Annotated in this window: 19 protein-coding genes; 7 read left to right on the top strand and 12 right to left on the bottom strand. The window is 55.2% G+C overall.

Features of this window, described 5'->3' with window-relative positions; translation table 11 throughout:
- Positions 1-67: 67 nt before the first annotated feature.
- From ABJG22_RS03680 to ABJG22_RS03670, 3 genes are all read left to right on the top strand, one after another.
- Positions 68-1,624, top strand: a complete 1,557-nt coding sequence (locus ABJG22_RS03680; RefSeq protein WP_348018896.1) for an alanine/glycine:cation symporter family protein — start codon at positions 68-70, stop codon at positions 1,622-1,624.
- A 230-nt stretch (positions 1,625-1,854) separates the two neighbouring features.
- Positions 1,855-2,436, top strand: coding sequence for a YqaA family protein (locus ABJG22_RS03675; protein ID WP_348018895.1), 582 nt, complete (start codon positions 1,855-1,857; stop codon positions 2,434-2,436).
- Between the two features lie 74 nt (positions 2,437-2,510).
- Entirely contained in the window at positions 2,511-3,884 is a 1,374-nt protein-coding gene (locus ABJG22_RS03670; protein WP_348018894.1) for a glutamate--cysteine ligase, read from the top strand.
- A gap of 21 nt (positions 3,885-3,905) precedes the next feature.
- On the opposite strand, the gene ABJG22_RS03665 is transcribed toward ABJG22_RS03670, so the two are convergent.
- The 4 genes from ABJG22_RS03665 to ABJG22_RS03650 all read right to left on the bottom strand — a co-directional run bounded on the left by ABJG22_RS03665 (position 3,906) and on the right by ABJG22_RS03650 (position 7,654).
- On the bottom strand, positions 3,906-4,460 hold the full coding sequence (locus ABJG22_RS03665) for a hypothetical protein (RefSeq protein ID WP_348018893.1): 555 nt from the start codon (positions 4,458-4,460) through the stop codon (positions 3,906-3,908).
- Between the two features lies 1 nt (position 4,461).
- On the bottom strand, positions 4,462-4,842 hold the full coding sequence (locus ABJG22_RS03660) for a PadR family transcriptional regulator (RefSeq protein WP_348018892.1): 381 nt from the start codon (positions 4,840-4,842) through the stop codon (positions 4,462-4,464).
- A 76-nt stretch (positions 4,843-4,918) separates the two neighbouring features.
- On the bottom strand, positions 4,919-6,028 hold the full coding sequence (gene dinB / locus ABJG22_RS03655) for a DNA polymerase IV (RefSeq protein WP_348018891.1): 1,110 nt from the start codon (positions 6,026-6,028) through the stop codon (positions 4,919-4,921).
- Between the two features lie 39 nt (positions 6,029-6,067).
- Positions 6,068-7,654: a pentapeptide repeat-containing protein gene (locus ABJG22_RS03650; protein WP_348018890.1), complete on the bottom strand. Its 1,587-nt coding sequence runs from the start codon at positions 7,652-7,654 to the stop codon at positions 6,068-6,070.
- 65 nt (positions 7,655-7,719) lie between these two features.
- Here ABJG22_RS03650 and ABJG22_RS03645 point away from each other — a divergent pair, with 65 nt between their 5' ends.
- Both ABJG22_RS03645 and ABJG22_RS03640 read left to right on the top strand, forming a co-directional pair.
- Entirely contained in the window at positions 7,720-8,979 is a 1,260-nt protein-coding gene (locus tag ABJG22_RS03645; protein WP_348018889.1) for a multidrug effflux MFS transporter, read from the top strand.
- A 42-nt stretch (positions 8,980-9,021) separates the two neighbouring features.
- Positions 9,022-9,462, top strand: coding sequence for a DUF2147 domain-containing protein (locus ABJG22_RS03640; protein ID WP_348018888.1), 441 nt, complete (start codon positions 9,022-9,024; stop codon positions 9,460-9,462).
- 2 nt (positions 9,463-9,464) lie between these two features.
- Here the strand turns inward: ABJG22_RS03640 and ABJG22_RS03635 are convergent, their stop codons facing one another.
- From ABJG22_RS03635 to ABJG22_RS03605, 7 genes are all read right to left on the bottom strand, one after another.
- Positions 9,465-9,890 carry a GFA family protein gene (locus ABJG22_RS03635; protein ID WP_348018887.1) on the bottom strand — a complete coding sequence of 142 codons (426 nt, stop codon included), beginning with the start codon at positions 9,888-9,890 and terminating at the stop codon, positions 9,465-9,467.
- A 9-nt stretch (positions 9,891-9,899) separates the two neighbouring features.
- Positions 9,900-10,910 carry an SO2930 family diheme c-type cytochrome gene (locus ABJG22_RS03630; RefSeq protein WP_348018886.1) on the bottom strand — a complete coding sequence of 337 codons (1,011 nt, stop codon included), beginning with the start codon at positions 10,908-10,910 and terminating at the stop codon, positions 9,900-9,902.
- Positions 10,910-12,106, bottom strand: coding sequence for a parallel beta-helix domain-containing protein (locus tag ABJG22_RS03625; RefSeq protein ID WP_348018885.1), 1,197 nt, complete (start codon positions 12,104-12,106; stop codon positions 10,910-10,912). Before ABJG22_RS03625 ends, ABJG22_RS03630 begins: the two co-directional genes overlap by 1 nt.
- 106 nt (positions 12,107-12,212) lie before the next feature.
- Positions 12,213-12,908, bottom strand: coding sequence for an amino acid racemase (locus ABJG22_RS03620; RefSeq protein ID WP_348018884.1), 696 nt, complete (start codon positions 12,906-12,908; stop codon positions 12,213-12,215).
- A gap of 36 nt (positions 12,909-12,944) precedes the next feature.
- The gene (locus tag ABJG22_RS03615) at positions 12,945-14,417 is read right to left on the bottom strand and encodes an NAD(P)(+) transhydrogenase (Re/Si-specific) subunit beta (RefSeq protein WP_348018883.1); all 1,473 of its coding nucleotides are present in this window, start codon (positions 14,415-14,417) and stop codon (positions 12,945-12,947) included.
- Positions 14,417-14,713: an NAD(P) transhydrogenase subunit alpha gene (locus tag ABJG22_RS03610; RefSeq protein ID WP_066743604.1), complete on the bottom strand. Its 297-nt coding sequence runs from the start codon at positions 14,711-14,713 to the stop codon at positions 14,417-14,419. Before ABJG22_RS03610 ends, ABJG22_RS03615 begins: the two co-directional genes overlap by 1 nt.
- A 9-nt stretch (positions 14,714-14,722) precedes the next feature.
- Positions 14,723-15,853 (bottom strand): Re/Si-specific NAD(P)(+) transhydrogenase subunit alpha, encoded by a 1,131-nt coding sequence (locus ABJG22_RS03605; RefSeq protein ID WP_348018882.1) that lies wholly within the window; start codon positions 15,851-15,853, stop codon positions 14,723-14,725.
- A gap of 307 nt (positions 15,854-16,160) precedes the next feature.
- Here ABJG22_RS03605 and ABJG22_RS03600 point away from each other — a divergent pair, with 307 nt between their 5' ends.
- Both ABJG22_RS03600 and ABJG22_RS03595 read left to right on the top strand, forming a co-directional pair.
- Positions 16,161-17,588 carry a sigma-54 dependent transcriptional regulator gene (locus ABJG22_RS03600; protein ID WP_348019030.1) on the top strand — a complete coding sequence of 476 codons (1,428 nt, stop codon included), beginning with the start codon at positions 16,161-16,163 and terminating at the stop codon, positions 17,586-17,588.
- 127 nt (positions 17,589-17,715) lie between these two features.
- A complete protein-coding gene (locus ABJG22_RS03595) occupies positions 17,716-18,321 on the top strand; it encodes a hypothetical protein (RefSeq protein ID WP_348018881.1) in 606 nt (201 codons plus the stop codon).
- Between the two features lie 7 nt (positions 18,322-18,328).
- Here the strand turns inward: ABJG22_RS03595 and ABJG22_RS03590 are convergent, their stop codons facing one another.
- A complete protein-coding gene (locus ABJG22_RS03590) occupies positions 18,329-19,678 on the bottom strand; it encodes a DEAD/DEAH box helicase (protein ID WP_348018880.1) in 1,350 nt (449 codons plus the stop codon).
- Positions 19,679-19,696: the final 18 nt, after the last annotated feature.

The following is a 19,696-nucleotide window of genomic DNA, read 5'->3' as shown; positions in this document are numbered from 1 at the left end:
ATCCGCCTGCTAATCCTGCCATACGGGATAGAATATGCGCCCTTGCGCGCCATCGGGGAGAATTTTTGTGAGCACAGCACCTGTTTCAGGTCTCGAAGCGGCAATCGAGCCAATCACCAATATTTCAGATTTCATCTGGGGCGGCAGTTGGGCCGGCGAAGAAATTCTGCCGATCCCGCCGATGGTAGTAATCTTGCTGGGCGCCGGTATTTATTTCATGATCGGCCTGCGCGGCTATCCGTTGCGTCGCCTTTTTCCTGCTCTTGCTGGCCTGTTCAAAAAATCCGAAACCAAAGGCGCCGGTGAAATTTCACCCTTCGCAGCGCTTTCAACCGCTCTATCCGGACAAGTCGGCACCGGCAATCTCGCGGGTGTGGCCACAGCAATCACGCTCGGCGGTCCGGGCGCTATTTTCTGGATGTGGGTGACGGCTCTTTTCGGCATGGCTCTGGCCTTTGCCGAGGGTTCTCTCGCGGTCCGGTTCCGCGCGCAAGCCGAGGACGGCACCTATCGCGGCGGACCGATGACCTATATTACCTATGGCCTTGGACCCAAATGGACATGGCTCGCCGTTCTTTTCTGTCTCGGAGCGCTGTTTTCGGCGCTGGTTACCGGCAATAGCATTCAGGCCAACAGCCTGGGCGATTCCGCCAATGAACTGTTCGGTGTTGCCGAATGGGTTGGTGGTGCCGTGGCGGCTGTGGCCGTATTTGCCGTCATCATCGGCGGCATCAAGTCGATCGGTAAAGTCGCAGAAACCATCGTCCCATGGATGGCTGGCATCTATTTGCTAATGGCGTTCGTCGCTCTGATGATCAACCTGCCTTACTTGCCGGAAACTTTCTCTCGCATCTTTACCGGTGCCTTTGGCTATGACGCTGCTGCCGGTGGTTTCTTGGGCGCAATGATCATCATGGCGATCCGCGCCGGTGTAGCCCGCGGCCTGTTTTCGAACGAAGCCGGTCAGGGTAGCACCCCCATCGCCCACGCCGTTGCACAAACCAACGATCCGGCGGCACAAGGCCGCTTTGCGATGATGGGGACGTTCATTGATACGATCGTGATCTGCACCATGACCGCTCTGGTCATGCTGACGGTCGCCGGCGACTTTACCGTGACCGATGCCAATGGTGTCGTTCAGGCGGTAGACCATGCATGGCAATCCGACCTCAATGGTTTTGCGATGACTTCGGGTGCTTATGCGGCGGCATTCCCCTATCTGGTCTTTGGCATTCCCATTGGAACGCTGATTGTATCCATCGCGCTCATTCTGTTCGTCTTCACCACCTTGCTCACGTGGAGCTATTATGGCGAGCGGGCGATCACCTATCTCTATGATCTCTTCCCGGGTTCAAACCTGAAGGGTGAGCAGCGCCTTCACTTCCTGTGGCGGGTGCTCTGGTGTGTTGTAATTTTCTTCGGTTCCTTCGCACCTCTGGAGCTGGTCTGGCGTCTCGGTGATATTACCAACGCCACCATGACCTTCCCGAATATTATCGCTCTGATGGCTCTATCGGGTGTCGTCTTCGCTCTTGCGAAAGGCAATCGCGCCGCTGGCACCGACCACGGACGGGAAACACCCAAGGAATTGCTGGAAGAGGTCACCGGCGCGCCGGGGCATTAAGGTGAGATTCTCGTTGGACCTCAAGCGCCGGGCGCAGGCATGCGCCTGCTTGGCTTTCCTCCCCCGGATTAAATCCGGGGTCCGGGCGCGCGGTCGCGCTTGCCTCGCTTCGCTCGGAATTGACCCCAACCAACCGAGCGAAGCGAGGCAAGGCCGACTGGCCGCCGCGCCTTATTGGCGCGAAAGCCAAGGGCGCGGATGCGCCCGCCCGGCGCCTGAGGTCTAAAAAAATGCTCAAAAAACTCTATGAATGGATGCTCGACAAGGCGGGCCATCCGCAAGCCACCAAATGGCTGGCGGGGATCAGCTTTGCGGAATCCAGCTTCTTCCCGATTCCGCCCGATGTCATGCTGGCGCCCATGTGCCTGGCAAAACCAAAACGGGCCTATTGGTACGCCCTGATATGCACCATTGCGTCCGTGCTTGGATCACTGCTCGGCTATGCCATCGGCTATTTTGTCTTTGAAACCGTCGGCATGCCGATCCTTGAATTTTATGGGGTCACCGACAAATTCGATGTCTTTGCCCAGAATTTCAATGAACAGGGCTGGATTGTCGTCCTCCTTGCCGGCTTCACGCCCCTGCCGTTCAAGGTGATTACCATCGCCGCGGGCAGCACCGCGATGCCGCTCTATATATTGATCGGGGCAGCGATCATCGCCCGTTCCGCCCGCTTTTTCCTCGTCGCCATACTGCTCCGCTATTTCGGGCCGCCGATGAAGCTATGGATCGACAAGAATTTTGCCTTGGCCACGACAGTCGGCGGAATCCTGTTCGTCGGTGGGTTCGCAGCGATACGCTGGCTGTTGTGACAAGTAACAAAAGCTATCAACGGAACAGCTTTTTTTCAGTGGCAACGCCGCCGATCATTTTCTAAGGCCAGACTATGAGCACCAGACAGGTTTCCAGCAACGCCGATCCTGTGATCGAAAATGTCAGCCAATTGATCGAGCCCATGGTCAAGGGAGAGAAACCCAAAGATCGCTGGAGGATTGGCACCGAGCATGAGAAGTTCGTCTATTGCACATCCGACCATCACGCCCCCAGCTATGAAGAACCCGGCGGCATTAAAGATCTGTTACTTGCCATGCAGGAGTTCGGATGGAAGCCGGTGGAAGAAAATGGCAAAGTCATTGCGATGACCGGCACCGATGGCGCGATCAGTCTGGAGCCAGCCGGCCAGCTGGAACTATCCGGCGCGCCGCTCGAAAATCTGCACGAAACCTGCAATGAAACCGGGCGCCATTTGCAACAGGTCAAAGCCATTGGCGAAAAGACCGGCAAAGGTTTTCTCGGCATGGGCATGTGGCCGGACAAGACCCGCGCCGAATTACCGATCATGCCCAAGGGTCGTTACCAGATCATGATTGATCATATGCCGCGGGTCGGTACGCTTGGTCTCGACATGATGCTGCGTACTTGCACGATCCAGGTCAATCTCGACTATTCCAGCGAAGCCGACATGGCACAAAAATTCCGCGTCGGGCTGGCGCTGCAACCACTGGCCACCGCGCTGTTCGCCAATTCGCCCTTCACCGAAAGCAAAGCCAACGGCTACCAGAGCTTCCGCAGCCACATCTGGTCGGACACCGATCCACACCGCACCGGTATGCTGCCCTTCGTGTTCGAGGACGGCTTCGGCTATGAACGCTATGCGCAATATATGCTCGACGTGCCGATGTATTTCGTCTTCCGAGATGGCAAATATATCGACGCAGCGGGCCTGAGCTTCCGCGATTTTCTCGAAGGCAAGCTATCGGTGCTGCCAGGCGAGAAGCCGACTATGGCAGACTGGAACGATCATCTCTCCACCGCTTTCCCCGAAGTACGTCTGAAAAGCTTCCTCGAAATGCGCGGTGCGGATGGCGGGCCGTGGAACCGTATCTGCGCCCTGCCCGCTTTCTGGGTCGGCCTGCTCTATGACCAGACGGCCTTGGATGCCGCTTGGGACCGGGTGAAGGGCTGGAGCATGGAAGAGCGTGAGGCCCTGCGCAACACAGTACCCAAGCTCGGCCTCGACACGCCGATCCCCAATGGTCAGACGTTGAAAGATCTGGCGGCCGAAATTCTCGACATATCCTCCGCCGGCCTGACCGCGCGCAACCGCCTGAATAGCAGCGGCGACAATGAAAGCGGCTTCCTCGATCCGCTCCGCGAAGTGGTTGCCAAGGGCAAATCACCGGCGGCGCAATTGCTCGACCGCTATCACGGCGAATGGAATGGCGACGTCAGCAAGATTTATGACGAAATGAGCTTCTGAGGGTCTGCGGCTGATCGCCGATCAGCTTTTCAGTTTCAACACCCGCAGCAGCCTGCTGGTCAGATAGGCAGCCGCGATTCCGATACCGAGCGCCACCGGCGTCAGCCACCAGCCCATCAGCTCGTGGGTACCCGCCGGAACTTCCGTCAAAGCGCCGATCACAACGGATTCACCTGATTCATTGGCCCAGAATCCGACCGCATCGGGATCGATCAGCTTGTAGAGACCGACAATGATCAGCGTCGCCGCCGTGACATAGCCGACCAGAGCCGTCGCATAGCGCAGCCCGCTGGTCGCCCCCCGTTTCACGCTCTGGATCGCCTTGAAGCCTCTAGGCGGCGGGGCACCCTTCAGAATATGATCGACATATTGGCTGGCAAGATCGCGCGGCTGGCCGAAGCCTTCCAATATGGCCGATGCATCGATTATCTGCCCATTTTCTTCGCGCATCTCCATCACGTCATAGATATGACTCTCTATTTCGCGCAGCACGTCATCGGCATCCTCCCGGTCGAGGCGGGACAGGAACCGCATCAACGATTGCAGGTAATTGTGGATCATCTCGCGGTCTGACATATCAGTCTCCTTTCGGGCGGATTGGTCCCGGCCCCGGGTTATGCAGTAAAATTTCGATATCTTGGGTGGATTTGCGCCAACGGGTCGTAAGATCCGACAATTTCCCCTCTCCCTTCATGGTGAGTTGATAATATTTGCGGGGCCTTGTTTCGCCTTCTTGCTGCCAATGGGCATCGACAAGCCCATCCCGTTTCAACCGGTCCAGCAACGGGTATAAAGTACCCTCTGTTATCGCCGTCGTCTCGAGAGATTGCAGCTGTCCGAGCAGCTCAAGCCCATAAAGCCGTCGCCCTTTCAGCGCCGCAAGAATGACCAGTTCCAGCGTTCCTTTGCGCAACTGGGCATCCCATTTGGACTCAATATCTTTTGGCAGTTCCATCATATAACCTTGCTTAACATTGTTGATATGTATTGCAAGGTATAGTCTATAGCAAGACTAAATTTCCGATGGCTGTTCGCTAGAACTCAAATGCTGCCTGATCTGCTGCATCCGGCTCCTCGTCATTTGACGATTCCGCGCCTTCGAGATTGGCAAGCGTCAACCCGAGCAGCCGCACGCCATTTTCAACCGGCATGATGCTAGCCAGCAAGTCGCGACCAATGCTCGCGAATTCATTCTTGTCCGCGACATAATGATCCACCGAATGGGAGCGCGTCACTTGCCGGAAATCGGCATATTTGGCCTTGAGCGTCACCGTCCGGCCGCGCGCTTCGCATTTCTCGATACTGTTCCAGACGATATCTATGATTTTCTCAAATGCATCCTGCATATCGGTTTCGTTCACCAGATCATCGCCGTAGGTTCGCTCTCCTCCGACCGATTTGCGGATACGATTGGACCGCACTTCGCGGTGGTCGACGCCACGCGAGGCGCGGAACAAATAGCCGGCCGACTTGCCGAAATGCTGGCGCAGGAAATCCTGCGATTGCGCGCGCAAATCGGCGCCGGTGTGAATATCCAGCTTTGCCATCCGCTCCGCCGTCTTTGGCCCGACACCAAAGAACCGCCGTACCGGGAGCTGGGCAACAAAATCCGCGCCCTGATGCGGTTTGATCACGCATATCCCGTCCGGCTTATTCTGGTCAGAGGCGATTTTGGCGATGAATTTATTATAGCTCACGCCGGCGCTGGCCGTGAGGTCCGTCTGCTTCTTGATCTCGGCGCGGATCATCTCGGCGATACGGGTCGCGTTGCCGATACCCATCTTGTCCTGCGTCACGTCAATATAGGCTTCGTCCAGCGACAATGGCTCAACAAGATCGCTGTGCGTGCGAAATATCGCGCGAATCTGCTGCGAAACCTCGCGATAGACTTCGAACCGGTGTTTGACGAAGATCAAGTCGGGACAGCGGCGCTTTGCGGTGACCGACGCCATCGCAGAACGCACCCCGAATTTCCGCGCTTCATAAGAAGCCGCCGCGACAACCCCCCGCTTTGCTGATCCCCCCACCGCCACCGGCTTGCCACGCAGCTCCGGAAAGTCCCGCTGCTCGACGCTCGCAAAAAAAGCATCCATGTCAATATGGATGATCTTGCGCTGGAGCAGATCGGGAGCGGAATCGGACATGGGGCCAGTCTAACGACTGTTTCTTCAATTGGGGAGCAGCTACATTTCTTCGTTTAGCGATTTTCGATAGCGTTCAATCACCGCATCTCTTGTTTCTACACGGAGCACCTCTGAAAAGCTGGCCCGCATGCCGCAGCTCATGAATTTTGATGCATCAGGATATTTTTTATAATCCGGTCGCCCATTGGCAAATATCTCCAGCCGGTTACCGAATATCCGGAAAATCGGGAGCGCTGCCTCTTCCGATACCGGTATATACCAACCCGTTTTTCGATCGAAATAGAGATGCCATGCATAGAGGCTACACAAGTGGGCGTTGGCACCGACCGCACTGCCCTTGATCGCATAGAGCCCGTCTTCTCCACGCTCGACCAATATCTCCGCCATCGAAGCACCGACCAAACTAGGGGCAATTTTTGAATATAGATCCGTGCCGGTAAAACTCTCGGGCAACGACAGAAGATCATCAGTGAATAGGGCTGCTTCGCCGCGCGCCAGCCATTCCGTAGGCCCCAAGACGACGAGCAAGGCGCCGATACGTTTGCCATAGGTTTCCCGGAGGCAATCCGCTGGATATTCAGAGCCACCACAACCGTTCCGTTGCTTCAACCATGCCCGCTGGCTTGCCTTGATCGCTGGATCAAACGCCTTAGCCTTTTTGTAGAGGCTCGACATTTTACGATCCATCGCACGAAGATCATGGCTATATTCTCCACAAATTTCCTGTTCAACCTTGCTCGCTGCTTTGGTACAGTCAAAGGCAGGCTGTGCCTCTACCGACTTTTGTTTGGCGTTTTCCGTCAATAGCCTAAGCGCCTCTTCTGAAGTCAGTCTCACATCGCTATCGCCGCCGCGCAAAATGATATCGCCGCGAAAATCAGCGTTGATCAGATGAGGAAATTGGCGGGGTCCAATTATCGTTTGATTGAGAATAGCGCCGGTCAAATCGACATTGTAAAGCCCGAAACTATGTAGCGTGGCACCGGAAAATTCCGTTCCCTTGGCGCTCATTTCAGCCCCGCCCTGATAGAGCGGACAACCATCCGAAAGCGTGATACCGCATTCGAACGTGAAACCGGTCATATTGGCATCGTCAATGTTCCAGCCTTCGATACTGCCTTCGAACCACCCCCCACCAAATCTTCCCCACGAAAGATTGGCACCGCGGGCATCCAGACCCTTCAAATTGCTATTGTCAAAATAGACGTGCGCTATATCGGACGCGCGAAAATTTGATCCCTCCAAATTGGTCCGGACAAAGGCCGCCCCTTGAAGGGATGCCTTGAACCAGATCGAGTTCGATAAGTTGGAATCAACGAAACAAGCCGGAGCCAGTGACATGTTGGTAAAGTCCCAGCCCTGGAAATCCCCGCCGACAATGATCGCCGCTTCAATGCCGTCGGCATTGATCTGGGCTTGTAAGGAGCCGACATCTGACACCGTTGCGCCGTCAACATGAACGACATATTTTCCCGCTTGATCGGTTATTTCCTCCCGTGCGCGATCGGCAGCAACAACAAGGTCGGCACAGCGTAGAGGTGGCGACGTCGCATGCGCCGGGATGATGATAAAATGTGCCGCCAACAACGACAGTATGGATTTCAAACCGATCAATCTCGTTTCCACTCCAAACCCCTAATATATCAATATAGCGTATAGCCACGCCCCCATGATCTTGCCATAGCCCGTAGGTGGAAAACAAAGCCCTTCCTTTTCCGATTGGTCGCGTAGAGCTCATCATCATGGTGGCGGGCTTGATGTCGCTGAACGCGCTGGCCATCGATATGATGCTACCAGCATTGGGATTGATGTCGGATGACTTCGCCTTACCAGCTGTCAACGACCGCCAATCCGTCATAACATCCTATCTATACGGCATGGCCATTGGTTCGATCATCTATGGATCACTGGCCGACCGCTACGGTCGCAAACCGATCGTGTTGATCACGACTGCCGTTTACGCGGTTTTCGGCATTTTATGCGCCTTTGCCTGGGACTATGACCTGCTTTTAATCGCCAGGTTCATCCAGGGCCTGGCGGCCTCCGCGCTTGGCGTGCTGGTCAACAGTATCATCCGGGACCGCTATGAAGGCGATGCAATGGCGCAAGCCATGTCCACGATCATGATGGTCTTCTTGATCGTCCCGATTACCGCACCCCTGCTCGGACAAATGGTTTTGCTGGTCGCGCCGTGGAAGGCGATATTTGTCATCCTGTCAGCCGCCGGTGTGGCGTTATTCCTTTGGGTATGGGCCCGGCTTCCCGAGACGCTACACCCGGATGATGTCACACCAATCAGTCCCAAGGCCATTGCCGCAGCATGGCATCAGGTCCTCTTCAATCGCAACAGCTTTGGTCATGTCATGGCCAGCGGCCTGATGATGGCGCCCCTATTCGCCTATATTGCATCCGCTCAACAAATATTCTTCGACCTGTTCGATGCAGCGGATCTTTTTGCCTATTTCTTCGCGATCAATGCCGGGGCCATGTCACTGGGCAGCTTCGCCAATTCCCGAATCGTCATGCGCTTTGGCGCGCGCCGGGTGTCACAATCGGCCCTGCTATTCTTCATTCTGGTGTCCATCATTCACTTTGTCCTGGCGCTGATGGACGGCATCAATATCTGGACCTTCACCGCACTGGTTGCGCCCTCCATGGCAATGGTAGGCCTGACCGGCGCAAACTTCAGCTCCATCGCGATGCAGCCTTTCGGCAAAATCGCCGGCGTTGCTTCTTCCTTCCAGAATTTCTCCCGAACCCTGTTGTCGGCCTCGATCGGTGCAGCAATCGCGCTTCAGTTTGACGGAACCATCATGCCGATTGCCGCAGGCTATCTCGTCTGTGGACTGGCATCTCTAGCCCTGATCTTCTGGGCCGAAGAAGGACGGCTATTCCGGCGCGTTCAGATTGGCGTAACCAGAGACAAGCTAGCGAAGATTGACACATTATAAGCAAAAAGTTCAAATGTCGGTCATCAAGATGGAGAGCTTACCATGGCACTATCGCTTCTTACGCCCATGAAAATGGCCCTTGGCCTGATCCCCGCCGCTATGATTTTCGTTACGCCCGCGATGGCCGCCGATTCCATTATCGGCAATTGGGTCACCCAGGATCGGGATGCCATCATCAAAATTTCCAAATGCGGTACAAGCGTTTGTGGCCGGATCTACAAATATCTGGTGACCCCGCCCAATGGCGTTGGACAGAAGGATATTTACAACCCGAATAAGAAGCTACGCAATCGAACGATCCTCGGCATGACAATTTTGACCGGATTCAAGCCCGACGGAAATATCTGGCGCGGCAAGGTCTATGATCCGAAAAGCGGAAAAACCTATCGTTCGGAAGTCAGGCTGAATTCGGCAAATAGCCTGAAGATGAAAGGCTGTATCGCTTTCTTCTGTCAGGGGCAGAACTGGACCCGCGCGAAATAAGGCTAGCGATCTACGGCTTTCGCTCCATCGCGGCCTTCTATCCACCGATCCTGCATGGGCACATCTACCCAGTGATGCCGTTCGCTTTCCCAGACGCTGCGCGACGGGGGTGGTAGATCATCTCCATCAAAACAACCCGTCGCGATACCAACGCCGTCGGGGTGAAAAGGCGTCATCCAGTACACGGTGGTACCGCAGTCCGGGCAGAAACGATTTTCCAAATCTGATCCACTAGTGCCCGCTCTGATATATGGGTTGGATTGTCCGACAATTTTGCAATCACTCAGCTTGAAATAGGCGCCAACGCCATAGGGCGACCCGGTCCGCTGTTGGCAAGCGCGGCAATGGCACATCACCACCGCATATGGTTCGCTGGTCGTTGTCACTTGCAATTGGCCGCAATGGCAATGCGCTTTTCTGGTGGTCACGATTGGTCCTTACTCCATCTCCGCAATCCACTGGCTGAGCAAAGCGACGCCCTCGTCATGGACGATCGAACGCCCCACTTCCGGCATGGAGACACCCGGATCAAGGCTGTTCAGGCGATAGATCAGGATACTGCCATCCGGATCGCCCGGGGCGATGTCGAAAGCGTGGGTGCCACTGCCCCGTCCGGCTGCAACCGGACGCTTGTTGATGCCGATACGGACCGGCATTTTCTCTTCATAGGTCAGGAACAGGCCGGAGTTGCTGGCCGAGCCGTTGACGTTGTGACAATGGGCGCAATTGACGTCCAGATAACCCCGTGCGCGATCATTGAGCGGCGCGCTGGTCTCGCCCCATGTCGGGACGCGATATTCAACCTTCGGGGTCCGGTGGATCAGGCCCAGTCGTGCAAAATCCGCTAGCTGCCCATCATGGGTTAGGTTGCGGGCCTTGGGGCCGATGGGTGTTACTGCGTCCGAAAGCCCGTGGCATTCCTTGCACTGGTTCTTGTTGGGCACGGCATAGCTGGTCGACCGCTCCTGACCCGACGGATCGGTGAAAGTGACCGCTATGCGCGCGCCGGCGACTTTCAACTTGGCCTCGGTCTGATCTTCGTTCCACACATAGGGCAGCGCCAACCAGCCATCGGCACGATGCAGCAGCACTCTCGTCTCGAGCAAGCGCGGCTTGCCATCCAGCTCATAGCCAAAGCTTTTGATCAGGGCCGATCCGACGGGAAAGTCGAGCAGACCGTCCCCCTTGGCCGATGCCTGCTGCCCTTCCGGCACATAGATATACCGATATTTATCGGCATAATCGGTGAACAAAGGCATGTTCAGTTCATAGGGCACAACCCGGTCATTGGGTTGCCAGCCCGACGCATCCTTGAAAAAGCGATAGTCGGACAGGCTGCGCGGCAGACCATCGGACTGGATCACCATATCGGCAACAGCGGCAGGTTCACGCGCGCCGACCGAAAAGACCAGCGCCGCGATTGCACAAGCAGACGCCAGTAACCGCATTAGTTGACCGCGTCTTCCATCGCCTGGGGCAAGGTGATCGGTTTCAGCTGCCGCCCATCAAATGGCTCCGTTCCTCCCGCGGCGAGCGCAGGTTGCGCCTCGGTCAGCGGCTGACCGGGTCTGGTCAGACCCAATGTCAGGATCGCGACATCATCGCCGACCCGGATATTCTCGCCCGTGCCATCCTCGATAATCGGTGGAATCGCTCCGCCAAAGGCGGCCTTCAGCAAATCACCGCCGGTAAAGACCGGATTATAGCCGGCCCGGCCATGGTCATTTTCAAAGACCCGCACGCCAATAGGCTTTGGGTTATAATTGGGGTCATTCTGTTCCTTGGTATAGGACACGATCAATATATTGCCGGTGCCATTTTCCGCGAAACGGTTTTCAAACACTTCCACTTCATAGTGAGACATCACCATCACGCCCATGCCAGCAGGGACATCCGCGACGATATTGCCTTCAGGGGCAAAATTCGGCGTGTTATTGTCGACCACAATATTGTCGAACACGCGCACATTGCGACCGCCCTGTTTCGGAATATTAGGAAGGTCAAAGACCAATATTCCGCCGGTGTTGTTGACTGCGACATTGTTATAGACGTCTGCTCCGACGCTATTTTCAATCTCGATACCGGCGACGTTAAACTTGGCGACCGAATTGCGGACGATGATATTCTCCGATTGGCCGACGTAAATGCCCGCGTCGGAAGAACCAATTGTCGTCACACTGTCGACCAGCACATTGCTGCTTTCCACCGGATAGATGGCATAGGCGCCATTGTCCTTATGCGGCCCGCGGGTCCATTCGACCCGCACCTTATAATAGACGATATTATCTGCGCCCTTCGACTTGATGCCGTCGCCCTTGCTGTCCTCAATCGCGAAATCACGCAATATGACATGGTCCGAGGTCACCAAAAGGCCTTCGCCCGCGCCTAATTGTCCAGCGAAATTGAGTACGGTCTGGTCCATGCCGGCACCGCGTACGGTTACATTATCGACATCCAGAGACAGGCCATCGACTAGATCAAATCGGCCGGCGCCCAGTTCCACCACATCGCCGGGTTCGGCGAGAATCAAGGCTTCCTGAAGCCGTTCCTGCGCATCGGCTCCCGGCGCGACGGTGATGGTTTTTGCCAGTGTCGGCGCGCTCAAGCATAGCGCGGTGGCAACCAGTAGACTGCGTATCATCATTCTCTCCTACAAGACGGAAAGACAATGGCGCAAAACCGGCCCTATGCCAAGCATTGACATTAATGTCAGTAAAATCACGAAGTTAATGGTCTTGGAGACCGCGAAGCTAGGCGTCGGCCAATATCCACTCTATCGCTGCGTCCGCATGAATCTCGGTGCTGTCATAGATCGGCAGGATATTCGCCTTGGTATCGACGATCAGATCCAGTTCGGTGCAGCCGAGCACAATCGCTTCAATCTCTTGCTTGGCGATATTGGTGATATAGGTTTTCATCGTCCGTTCCGAATCCCGCTTGGCTTCGTTGAACATCAGTTCCTCGTAGATGATCCGGTCGATTTCCTCGACCCGTTCTTCATCGGGCGGGGACAAGGTAATCCCTTTGCCGACCAGCCGCTTGCGATAAAAACCCTCGGTCATCACGTTGCGGGTGCCAATCAATGTCGCCGATGTGATTCCATCAGCGACCATCTTGTCACCGACACAATCGGCGATATGCAGGATCGGCACACCGACCTCGGGTTGCACCTGATCATAGATTTTGTGCATCGCATTGGAGCAGATCAGGATCGCCGTCGCACCGCTATGCTCCAGACGCTTTGCCGAACGGGTCATCAGACCCGCCGCAGCATCCCAGTCATCATCCGACTGCAACCGGGCATAATCGTTGAAATTGACGCTCTCTATCAGCATATGCGGACTGCCAAAGCCACCCAGCCGATTTTGAACAATCCTGTTGATCCGCGTGTAATAGCTGGCGGTCGACACCCAGCTCATCCCGCCAATCAGCCCAATTTTCCGCATTAAAGTTACATTCCCTGAAATATCCGAAGTCGGCGTCTAAAGCGCCTTTACAATTTCTTCGCACATTTTCTTCGCGTCGGAAAGTAACATCATCGTCTGGTCCATATAAAAGACCTCATTATCAACCCCGGCATAGCCGACGCCGCCCATCGAACGTTTGATGAAGAAGATCGTCTTCGCCTTGTCCACGTCGAACACCGGCATACCATAAATGGGCGATCCCTTGTCGGTTTTTGCGGCTGGATTGACCACGTCATTGGCACCAATGATGAAAGCAACATCGGCCTGCGCAAATTCGCTGTTAATATCTTCCAGCTCGAACACCTCATCATAAGGCACGTTCGCTTCGGCAAGCAGAACATTCATATGGCCCGGCATCCGGCCCGCGACCGGGTGAATGGCATATTTGACCCCAACGCCAGCCTCTTTAAGCATATCGCCCATTTCACGCAAAGCATGCTGTGCCTGCGCCACGGCCATGCCATAGCCAGGAATGATGATCACATTTTCTGCCTGTTTCATCATATAGGCGGCATCTTCAGCAGACCCGCGTTTCCATGGCCGGTCAATCTTGGTCGCGCCTTCCGTTGGCCCGCTATCGGCACCAAAGCCGCCCGCGATCACGCTGATGAAGCTGCGGTTCATGGCCTTGCACATGATGTAGGACAGAATTGCACCCGACGAACCAACCAGCGCACCGGTGATGATCATGGCGGTATTGCCCAGAGTGAAACCCATGGCCGCTGCTGCCCAGCCGGAATAGCTGTTCAACATCGACACGACCACCGGCATATCGGCGCCGCCAATTGGAATGATCAGCAAGAAACCAATCAAGAAGCTAAGCCCGACAATGGTCCAGAAAATCGGACCTGTGCCAATGGTCGGCGCAATCGCGAAATAAGCGGTCAATCCGATAATCGCAGCCAATACGCCGAGATTGATGACATGCCGCAGCGGCAGCATGATCGGCGCGCCCGACATATTGCCGTTGAGTTTCAAGAAAGCGATGACCGAACCGGAGAAGGTGATCGCACCAATGGCAACGCCAAGGCCCAATTCCACGCGACTGACCGTCAATATTTCACCGGCCCCGTCCAAAATGCCAAAGGCACCCGGATTAAGATAAGCGGCGATACCGACCAGAACTGCGGCCATACCGACCAAAGAGTGGAAGGCTGCCACAAGCTGCGGCATATCGGTCATGGCGATCCGGCGCGCGGTTACAAAACCGATGACGCCACCAATAGCGATAGCACCGGCAATTTCCGGCAAGCTGGCGATACTGTGGGTCCACAAAGTGGTGACCACGGCGATCAGCATGCCAAGCATACCATAGCGGTTACCCGCCCGGCTCGATTCCGGCGACGACAAGCCACGCAGGGCGAGAATGAACAAGACACCCGCGATCAGATAGGCCGCAGCAACCCAAGGATTTACCGCTTCACCAGAAGCCGCCAATGCCGGGGTCGAGAATAGAAGCGCGGATGCGCCAATCAATGCGTTCCGCATTATTTGCGCTCCTTTTTCTTATACATTGCGAGCATGCGCTCGGTCACGGCAAAGCCGCCAAATATGTTTACGCTGGCCAGAACAACGCCGACGAGACCCAGCCATTTGGCGGTCTGCCCACCATCAGCCTGCGATCCCGCCGCCGCCGCGATCAACGCGCCGACAATGATCACCGAGCTAATCGCATTGGTCACCGCCATCAAAGGCGTGTGCAAAGCCGGGGTCACCGACCAGACAACATAATAGCCGACAAAACAGGCCATCACGAAAATTGAAAGAATTGAGATAAAATCCATTGCTAACCCCTATTTCGCCAGAAGGCGCTCGTTCACAACCTTGCCATCTTTGGTCAGGCGTATGCCAATTGTTACTTCGTCATCGTCGGGCAACACTGGCCGCTTCGCTTCTTCGTCCCAATAGGCAGACAGAAAATTGTAGAGATTGCGGGAGAACAGAGCCGAGCTGTCTGCCGCCATGCTGGAAGGCATATTGTCCGCGCCCAAGATTTTGACACCGTGTTTTTCAACAACCTTGCCAGCAACAGCACCTTCGACATTGCCACCTTGTTCCGCCGCCAGATCGACAATCACACTGCCGGTCCGCATCGTCGCAATCTGCGCATCCGAGATCAGACGTGGAGCCGCGCGACCAGGGATTAATGCCGTGGTAATCACAATATCCTGCTTGGCGATATGGCTGGAAACCAGTTCGGCTTGCGCCTTCTGATATTCCTCGCTCATTTCGGTGGCATAGCCGCCGGTGCCTTCGCCCTCGATACCTTCGACGCTTTCCACGAAAATCGGTTTTGCGCCGAGCGATTGAATCTGTTCCTTGGTCGCAGCCCGCACATCGGTTGCGCTGACCTGTGCGCCAAGACGCCGGGCCGTTGCAATCGCCTGCAGTCCGGCAACGCCGACACCCATGACAAAACATTTGGCAGCCGATACCGTGCCAGCAGCCGTCATCATCATTGGGAAAGCGCGTCCGTAATGCGCGCCCGCTTCGAGCACGGCCTTATAACCCGACAGGTTCGACTGACTCGACAGAATATCCATGGATTGTGCGCGGGTGATCCGCGGCATGAATTCCATCGCCAGCGCGTCAATGCCAAGCTTGGCATATTCATCCACCCGCTTGCGCTCGCCAAAAGGATTGAGGCTGGCAACCAGCCAAGCGCCTTTTTTTATGCCCTTGAGCGATTTTGGGTCCGGACCCTGCACCCCAAGAACAATATCCGCATCTTTTAAGACCACGGCCCGGGTACCGACGGTGGCCCCCATATCCTTATAGTCATTGTCAGCAACCGACGCAGATTCGCCAGCGCCCTTTTCAATGGCCATAGAAGCACCCAAAGCGATGAACTTCTTAACCGTTTCCGGCGACGCGCTAACACGCTTCTCGCCGTCGGCGAGTTCTTTCAAAACCGCGATTTTCACAAGATATTCCAATCAGTTAGGATATAAGAACAACCACCAATATTGTAACGAGGGTGGACACAATCATCCCGATTTTCAACAGTGACAAAAAGCCAGCATATGATTCCTGTGCTGGACCCAAATTATTATCCGATGCCATGATATCCCCATATTTTCGTTCAAAACAGGCGCGAGGTGTAACCTTATATTGCGCACTGCTCAAGCCCTTCACACCGTCAATTTGGATAGAATATTTATCCGGGCCTTAATCGGCTCTTTACCGGTTGCCAGTATGGATATGGCTCATTCTGGCACAATCGGGACAAAAATGGCACAAAACGGCACAAAACTACTGCTGCTTATCGATGATGAGCCGGCCCAATGCCGACTAATTTCCGCGCTGGCTTCGCGTGCGGGATTTCGGACGATCTATGCGCGCGATGCAGAAACCGCGATCGCGACGCTGGGCACACAGGATGGGATGATGCTCGACGCCGTCATTCTCGATCACTGGGTGCCGGGCTCCGAAGCCACCGAGCTTATCACCGAGTTGAAATCACGCCGCCCCGCTTTGCCGATCCTGATGCTCACCGCCGTTGGATCGATTGCCGAAGCGGTTGATGCCGTTCGCGCCGGTGCCACCGACTATCTAATCAAGCCGGTTGCTCCGGAATTGATGCTCACCGCGCTTAACGCGGCGGTCGAATCATCCAAGGATGATGGCGAACTGCGTCCGCTCTCCGAGAAAATCTCGGCGCCGCTAGAATTTGAAGAAATTGTCGGGGCAGCATCATCCTTTCGCGCCGCGCTGGCGATCGCCGCCAAGGCTGCCCGTGCACGCGTTCCGGTATTGATCGAAGGCGAAGGCGGGGTTGGCAAGGAAGTCATTGCCGATGCCATCCACGCCGCTAGCCCGCGATCCAAACAACCGATGCTGAAACTCAATTGCGGCGCGGTTACCGGCAATTTGCTCGATTCTATCCTTTTTGGTCATGAAAAAGGTGCCTTTACCGGCGCATTTGACCGCAAAATCGGCCTGCTCCAGCAAGCCGAGGGTGGCACGATTTTCCTTGATGAAGTCGACCAGATTCCGCCGGAAACCCAGGTACGTTTGCTGCGCTTCCTGAAACAATCCGATATTCAGCCTTTGGGAAGCCCGAACAGCTTCCAGCTCGACGTCCGGGTTGTCGCTGCAACCAATCGCAAGCTGCTGAGGGAAGTCGAGCAAGATAATTTCCGGGAAGACCTCTATTATCAAATGAACGTCGTCCAGCTAACCATTCCGCCGCTACGCGACCGGACCGGCGACATTCCCGCCTTGGCACGGCATTTCCTCGCTCGCCTAGCCCTCCAACCGGGCCTGCGCAGCCTGGGCATTACCGACGAAGCACTAAATCTGCTGCGTAGCTATCACTGGCCGGGCAATGTCCGGCAATTGCAAAGCGTGCTCTTCCGCGCCGCTGTCATGTGTGACCGCAATGCCCTCACCTGTGAGGAATTTCCGCAGATATCATCCTTTGTCGCCGAATCCGACGATACCGAACCGCATCTCACCAACAGTCCGGAAGGCATCGGCATCACGCTCTATTCCGAAGATGGCAATTTGCGACCACTGGACGAAATCGAAGCCGATGTGATCCGGCTCGCCATCGGCCATTATCGCGGCAGGATGACAGAAGTCGCGCGTCGCTTGGGCATTGGGCGCTCAACTCTCTATCGCAAGCTGGCGGATCTGGGCATTGATAACGCTGCATAATTTCGGCGGTGCTTGTTGGATTTTCTGTTGAATTTGACATTTTCGGCCATTTTGAGAATCAGCAAATCCGACCAAAATCCAACATCGCCATTGATGTTTCGTACCGCTGGTCTTAAGTCTTGGCCCTATGAAAAACATGCTTCCAACTCTTCCATTCGGCGCTGCCCTCACGCTGGCACTGCTCCTTTCAGCCTGCGGAAAACAGGAAGCGGTCGGCGACGTTCCATCAAGCGACGAACTCGCGCAACAAGCCGATGCCGCCAGTCAGGCGATCCGGGACGAGGCAGAAGCTGCGGAAGGTACGGAAAACGAGGCGGCAATCGATCTCACCACGATGGAAAGCTATACCAACAGCTTGCGCGGTTACACGATCATGGTGCCGGGCGGCTGGGAAGTCGATCAAACGGCCAGCGATGACAATGGCCAAATATTTACGGACAAAGAAAATGGTTCAAAACTGGCTGTAAGCTGGGTGGAAAACCGCGAAGATGCAGCTTGGAGCAAAGCTGTCCAGGCGGTGGAAGATAGCGGCGATGCGATGCAGGGCGCTGCTGTCGGAGCCAATGAATATCGCGCATCCGGGCTTTTGGCCGACGGCCAGAAATCCAGTCAGCGACTGCTCCGCAATCCTGATGGCACGATGGTACAGGCGGAAATCACCTATGCCGCCGATCAGCCTGAGACCACGGATCTGCTAGCTTCAACAATTTTGGATAGTTTAACCCAGCAATAGGGTTGATTTAGCGGTCAAACTTGGCGCCCAGGAAGCTGGGCATCGGGCCGTTCCAGCTACCGTCAGCCTCATCATCATTGCTGTCCTGTTTTACAGGCGGTTTTTCATTTTGTGCCTTTGGAGCGCGCGCCGGTTTTTTCGGTGCATCATTCTGCCGCGGTTCTTTCGCCTTCACCGGATTCGGCTTTGACGAGGCTGATTTTTCCGACTTTTTCTCCGCCGGTTTCTTGCCGCTATTGCCTTTGCGTTCTTTGCGGACCGGTATTTTCATGCCGGTCAGTTTTTCGATATTCTCAACATGCTCGGAATCGCTGCGGGTAATGAAAGTAATTGCGACACCCTTTGCGCCGGCACGGCCGGTACGACCAATCCGGTGGACATAATCATCGGGATGCCAAGGAATATCAAAGTTGATCACATGGCTAACACCCTTGATATCAAGCCCGCGGGCCGCGACATCTGATGCACATAGGATGTTGAGTTCACCCGATTTAAAACGGTCCAATTCCGCCAGACGTGAAGTTTGATCCATGTCACCATGAATCTGCCCCGCATCAAAGCCATCTTTACGCAAGCTTTGACAAAGGTCACGAACCTCGGTTTTCCGATTACAGAATATGATGCCGGTTTCGACGCCTTCATTGTCCAAAATATCAACCAGCAATCTGCGCTTGCCCTTCGGAGCAACCTCAATCAGCGATTGATCTATCGAACTATTCGCCGTTGCAGGGCGCGAGACCTCAATATATTTCGGATTGGTGAGAAATTGATCCGACAACTTCTTAATCGGCGGCGGCATCGTCGCAGAAAACAGCATTGTCTGCCGCGTCGAGGGCAGTTTCGAGCAGATCGATTCAATATCGGGAATGAAACCCATATCCAGCATGCGGTCTGCTTCATCAATCACCAGCAACTCGCAACCGGACATCAATATCCGTCCGCGATCAAACAGATCCATCAGCCTGCCGGGTGTAGCGATCAGAACATCGACGCCTTTTTCCAAGGCCTTGATCTGATCTCCCATAGAAACGCCACCGATGAGCAACGCCATGCTGAGATTATGGTTCTTGCCATATTTCTCGAAATTCTCGGCCACTTGCGCCGCCAATTCGCGGGTCGGCTCTAGGATTAAAGACCGCGGCATACGAGCCCGCGAGCGACCGTGCGCCAAAATGTCGATCATCGGCAACACGAAACTTGCCGTTTTCCCGGTACCGGTCTGAGCAATGCCAATGATATCTTTCATCATCAGCACAGGTGGTATGGCTTGCGCCTGAATCGGCGTCGGTTCATCATAGCCAGCATCAGCTACGGATTTCAGCAGTTCTTCAGACAGGCCGATATCGGCAAATTTCATAGTGTTTCCGGAAAAATA

The sequence above is a fragment of the Parasphingorhabdus sp. genome (genome assembly GCF_039939955.1).
Lineage (GTDB): Bacteria > Pseudomonadota > Alphaproteobacteria > Sphingomonadales > Sphingomonadaceae > Parasphingorhabdus.
The sequence above is the reverse complement of the archived record's forward strand: the minus strand, read 5'-3'. Positions and strand labels throughout refer to the sequence as shown.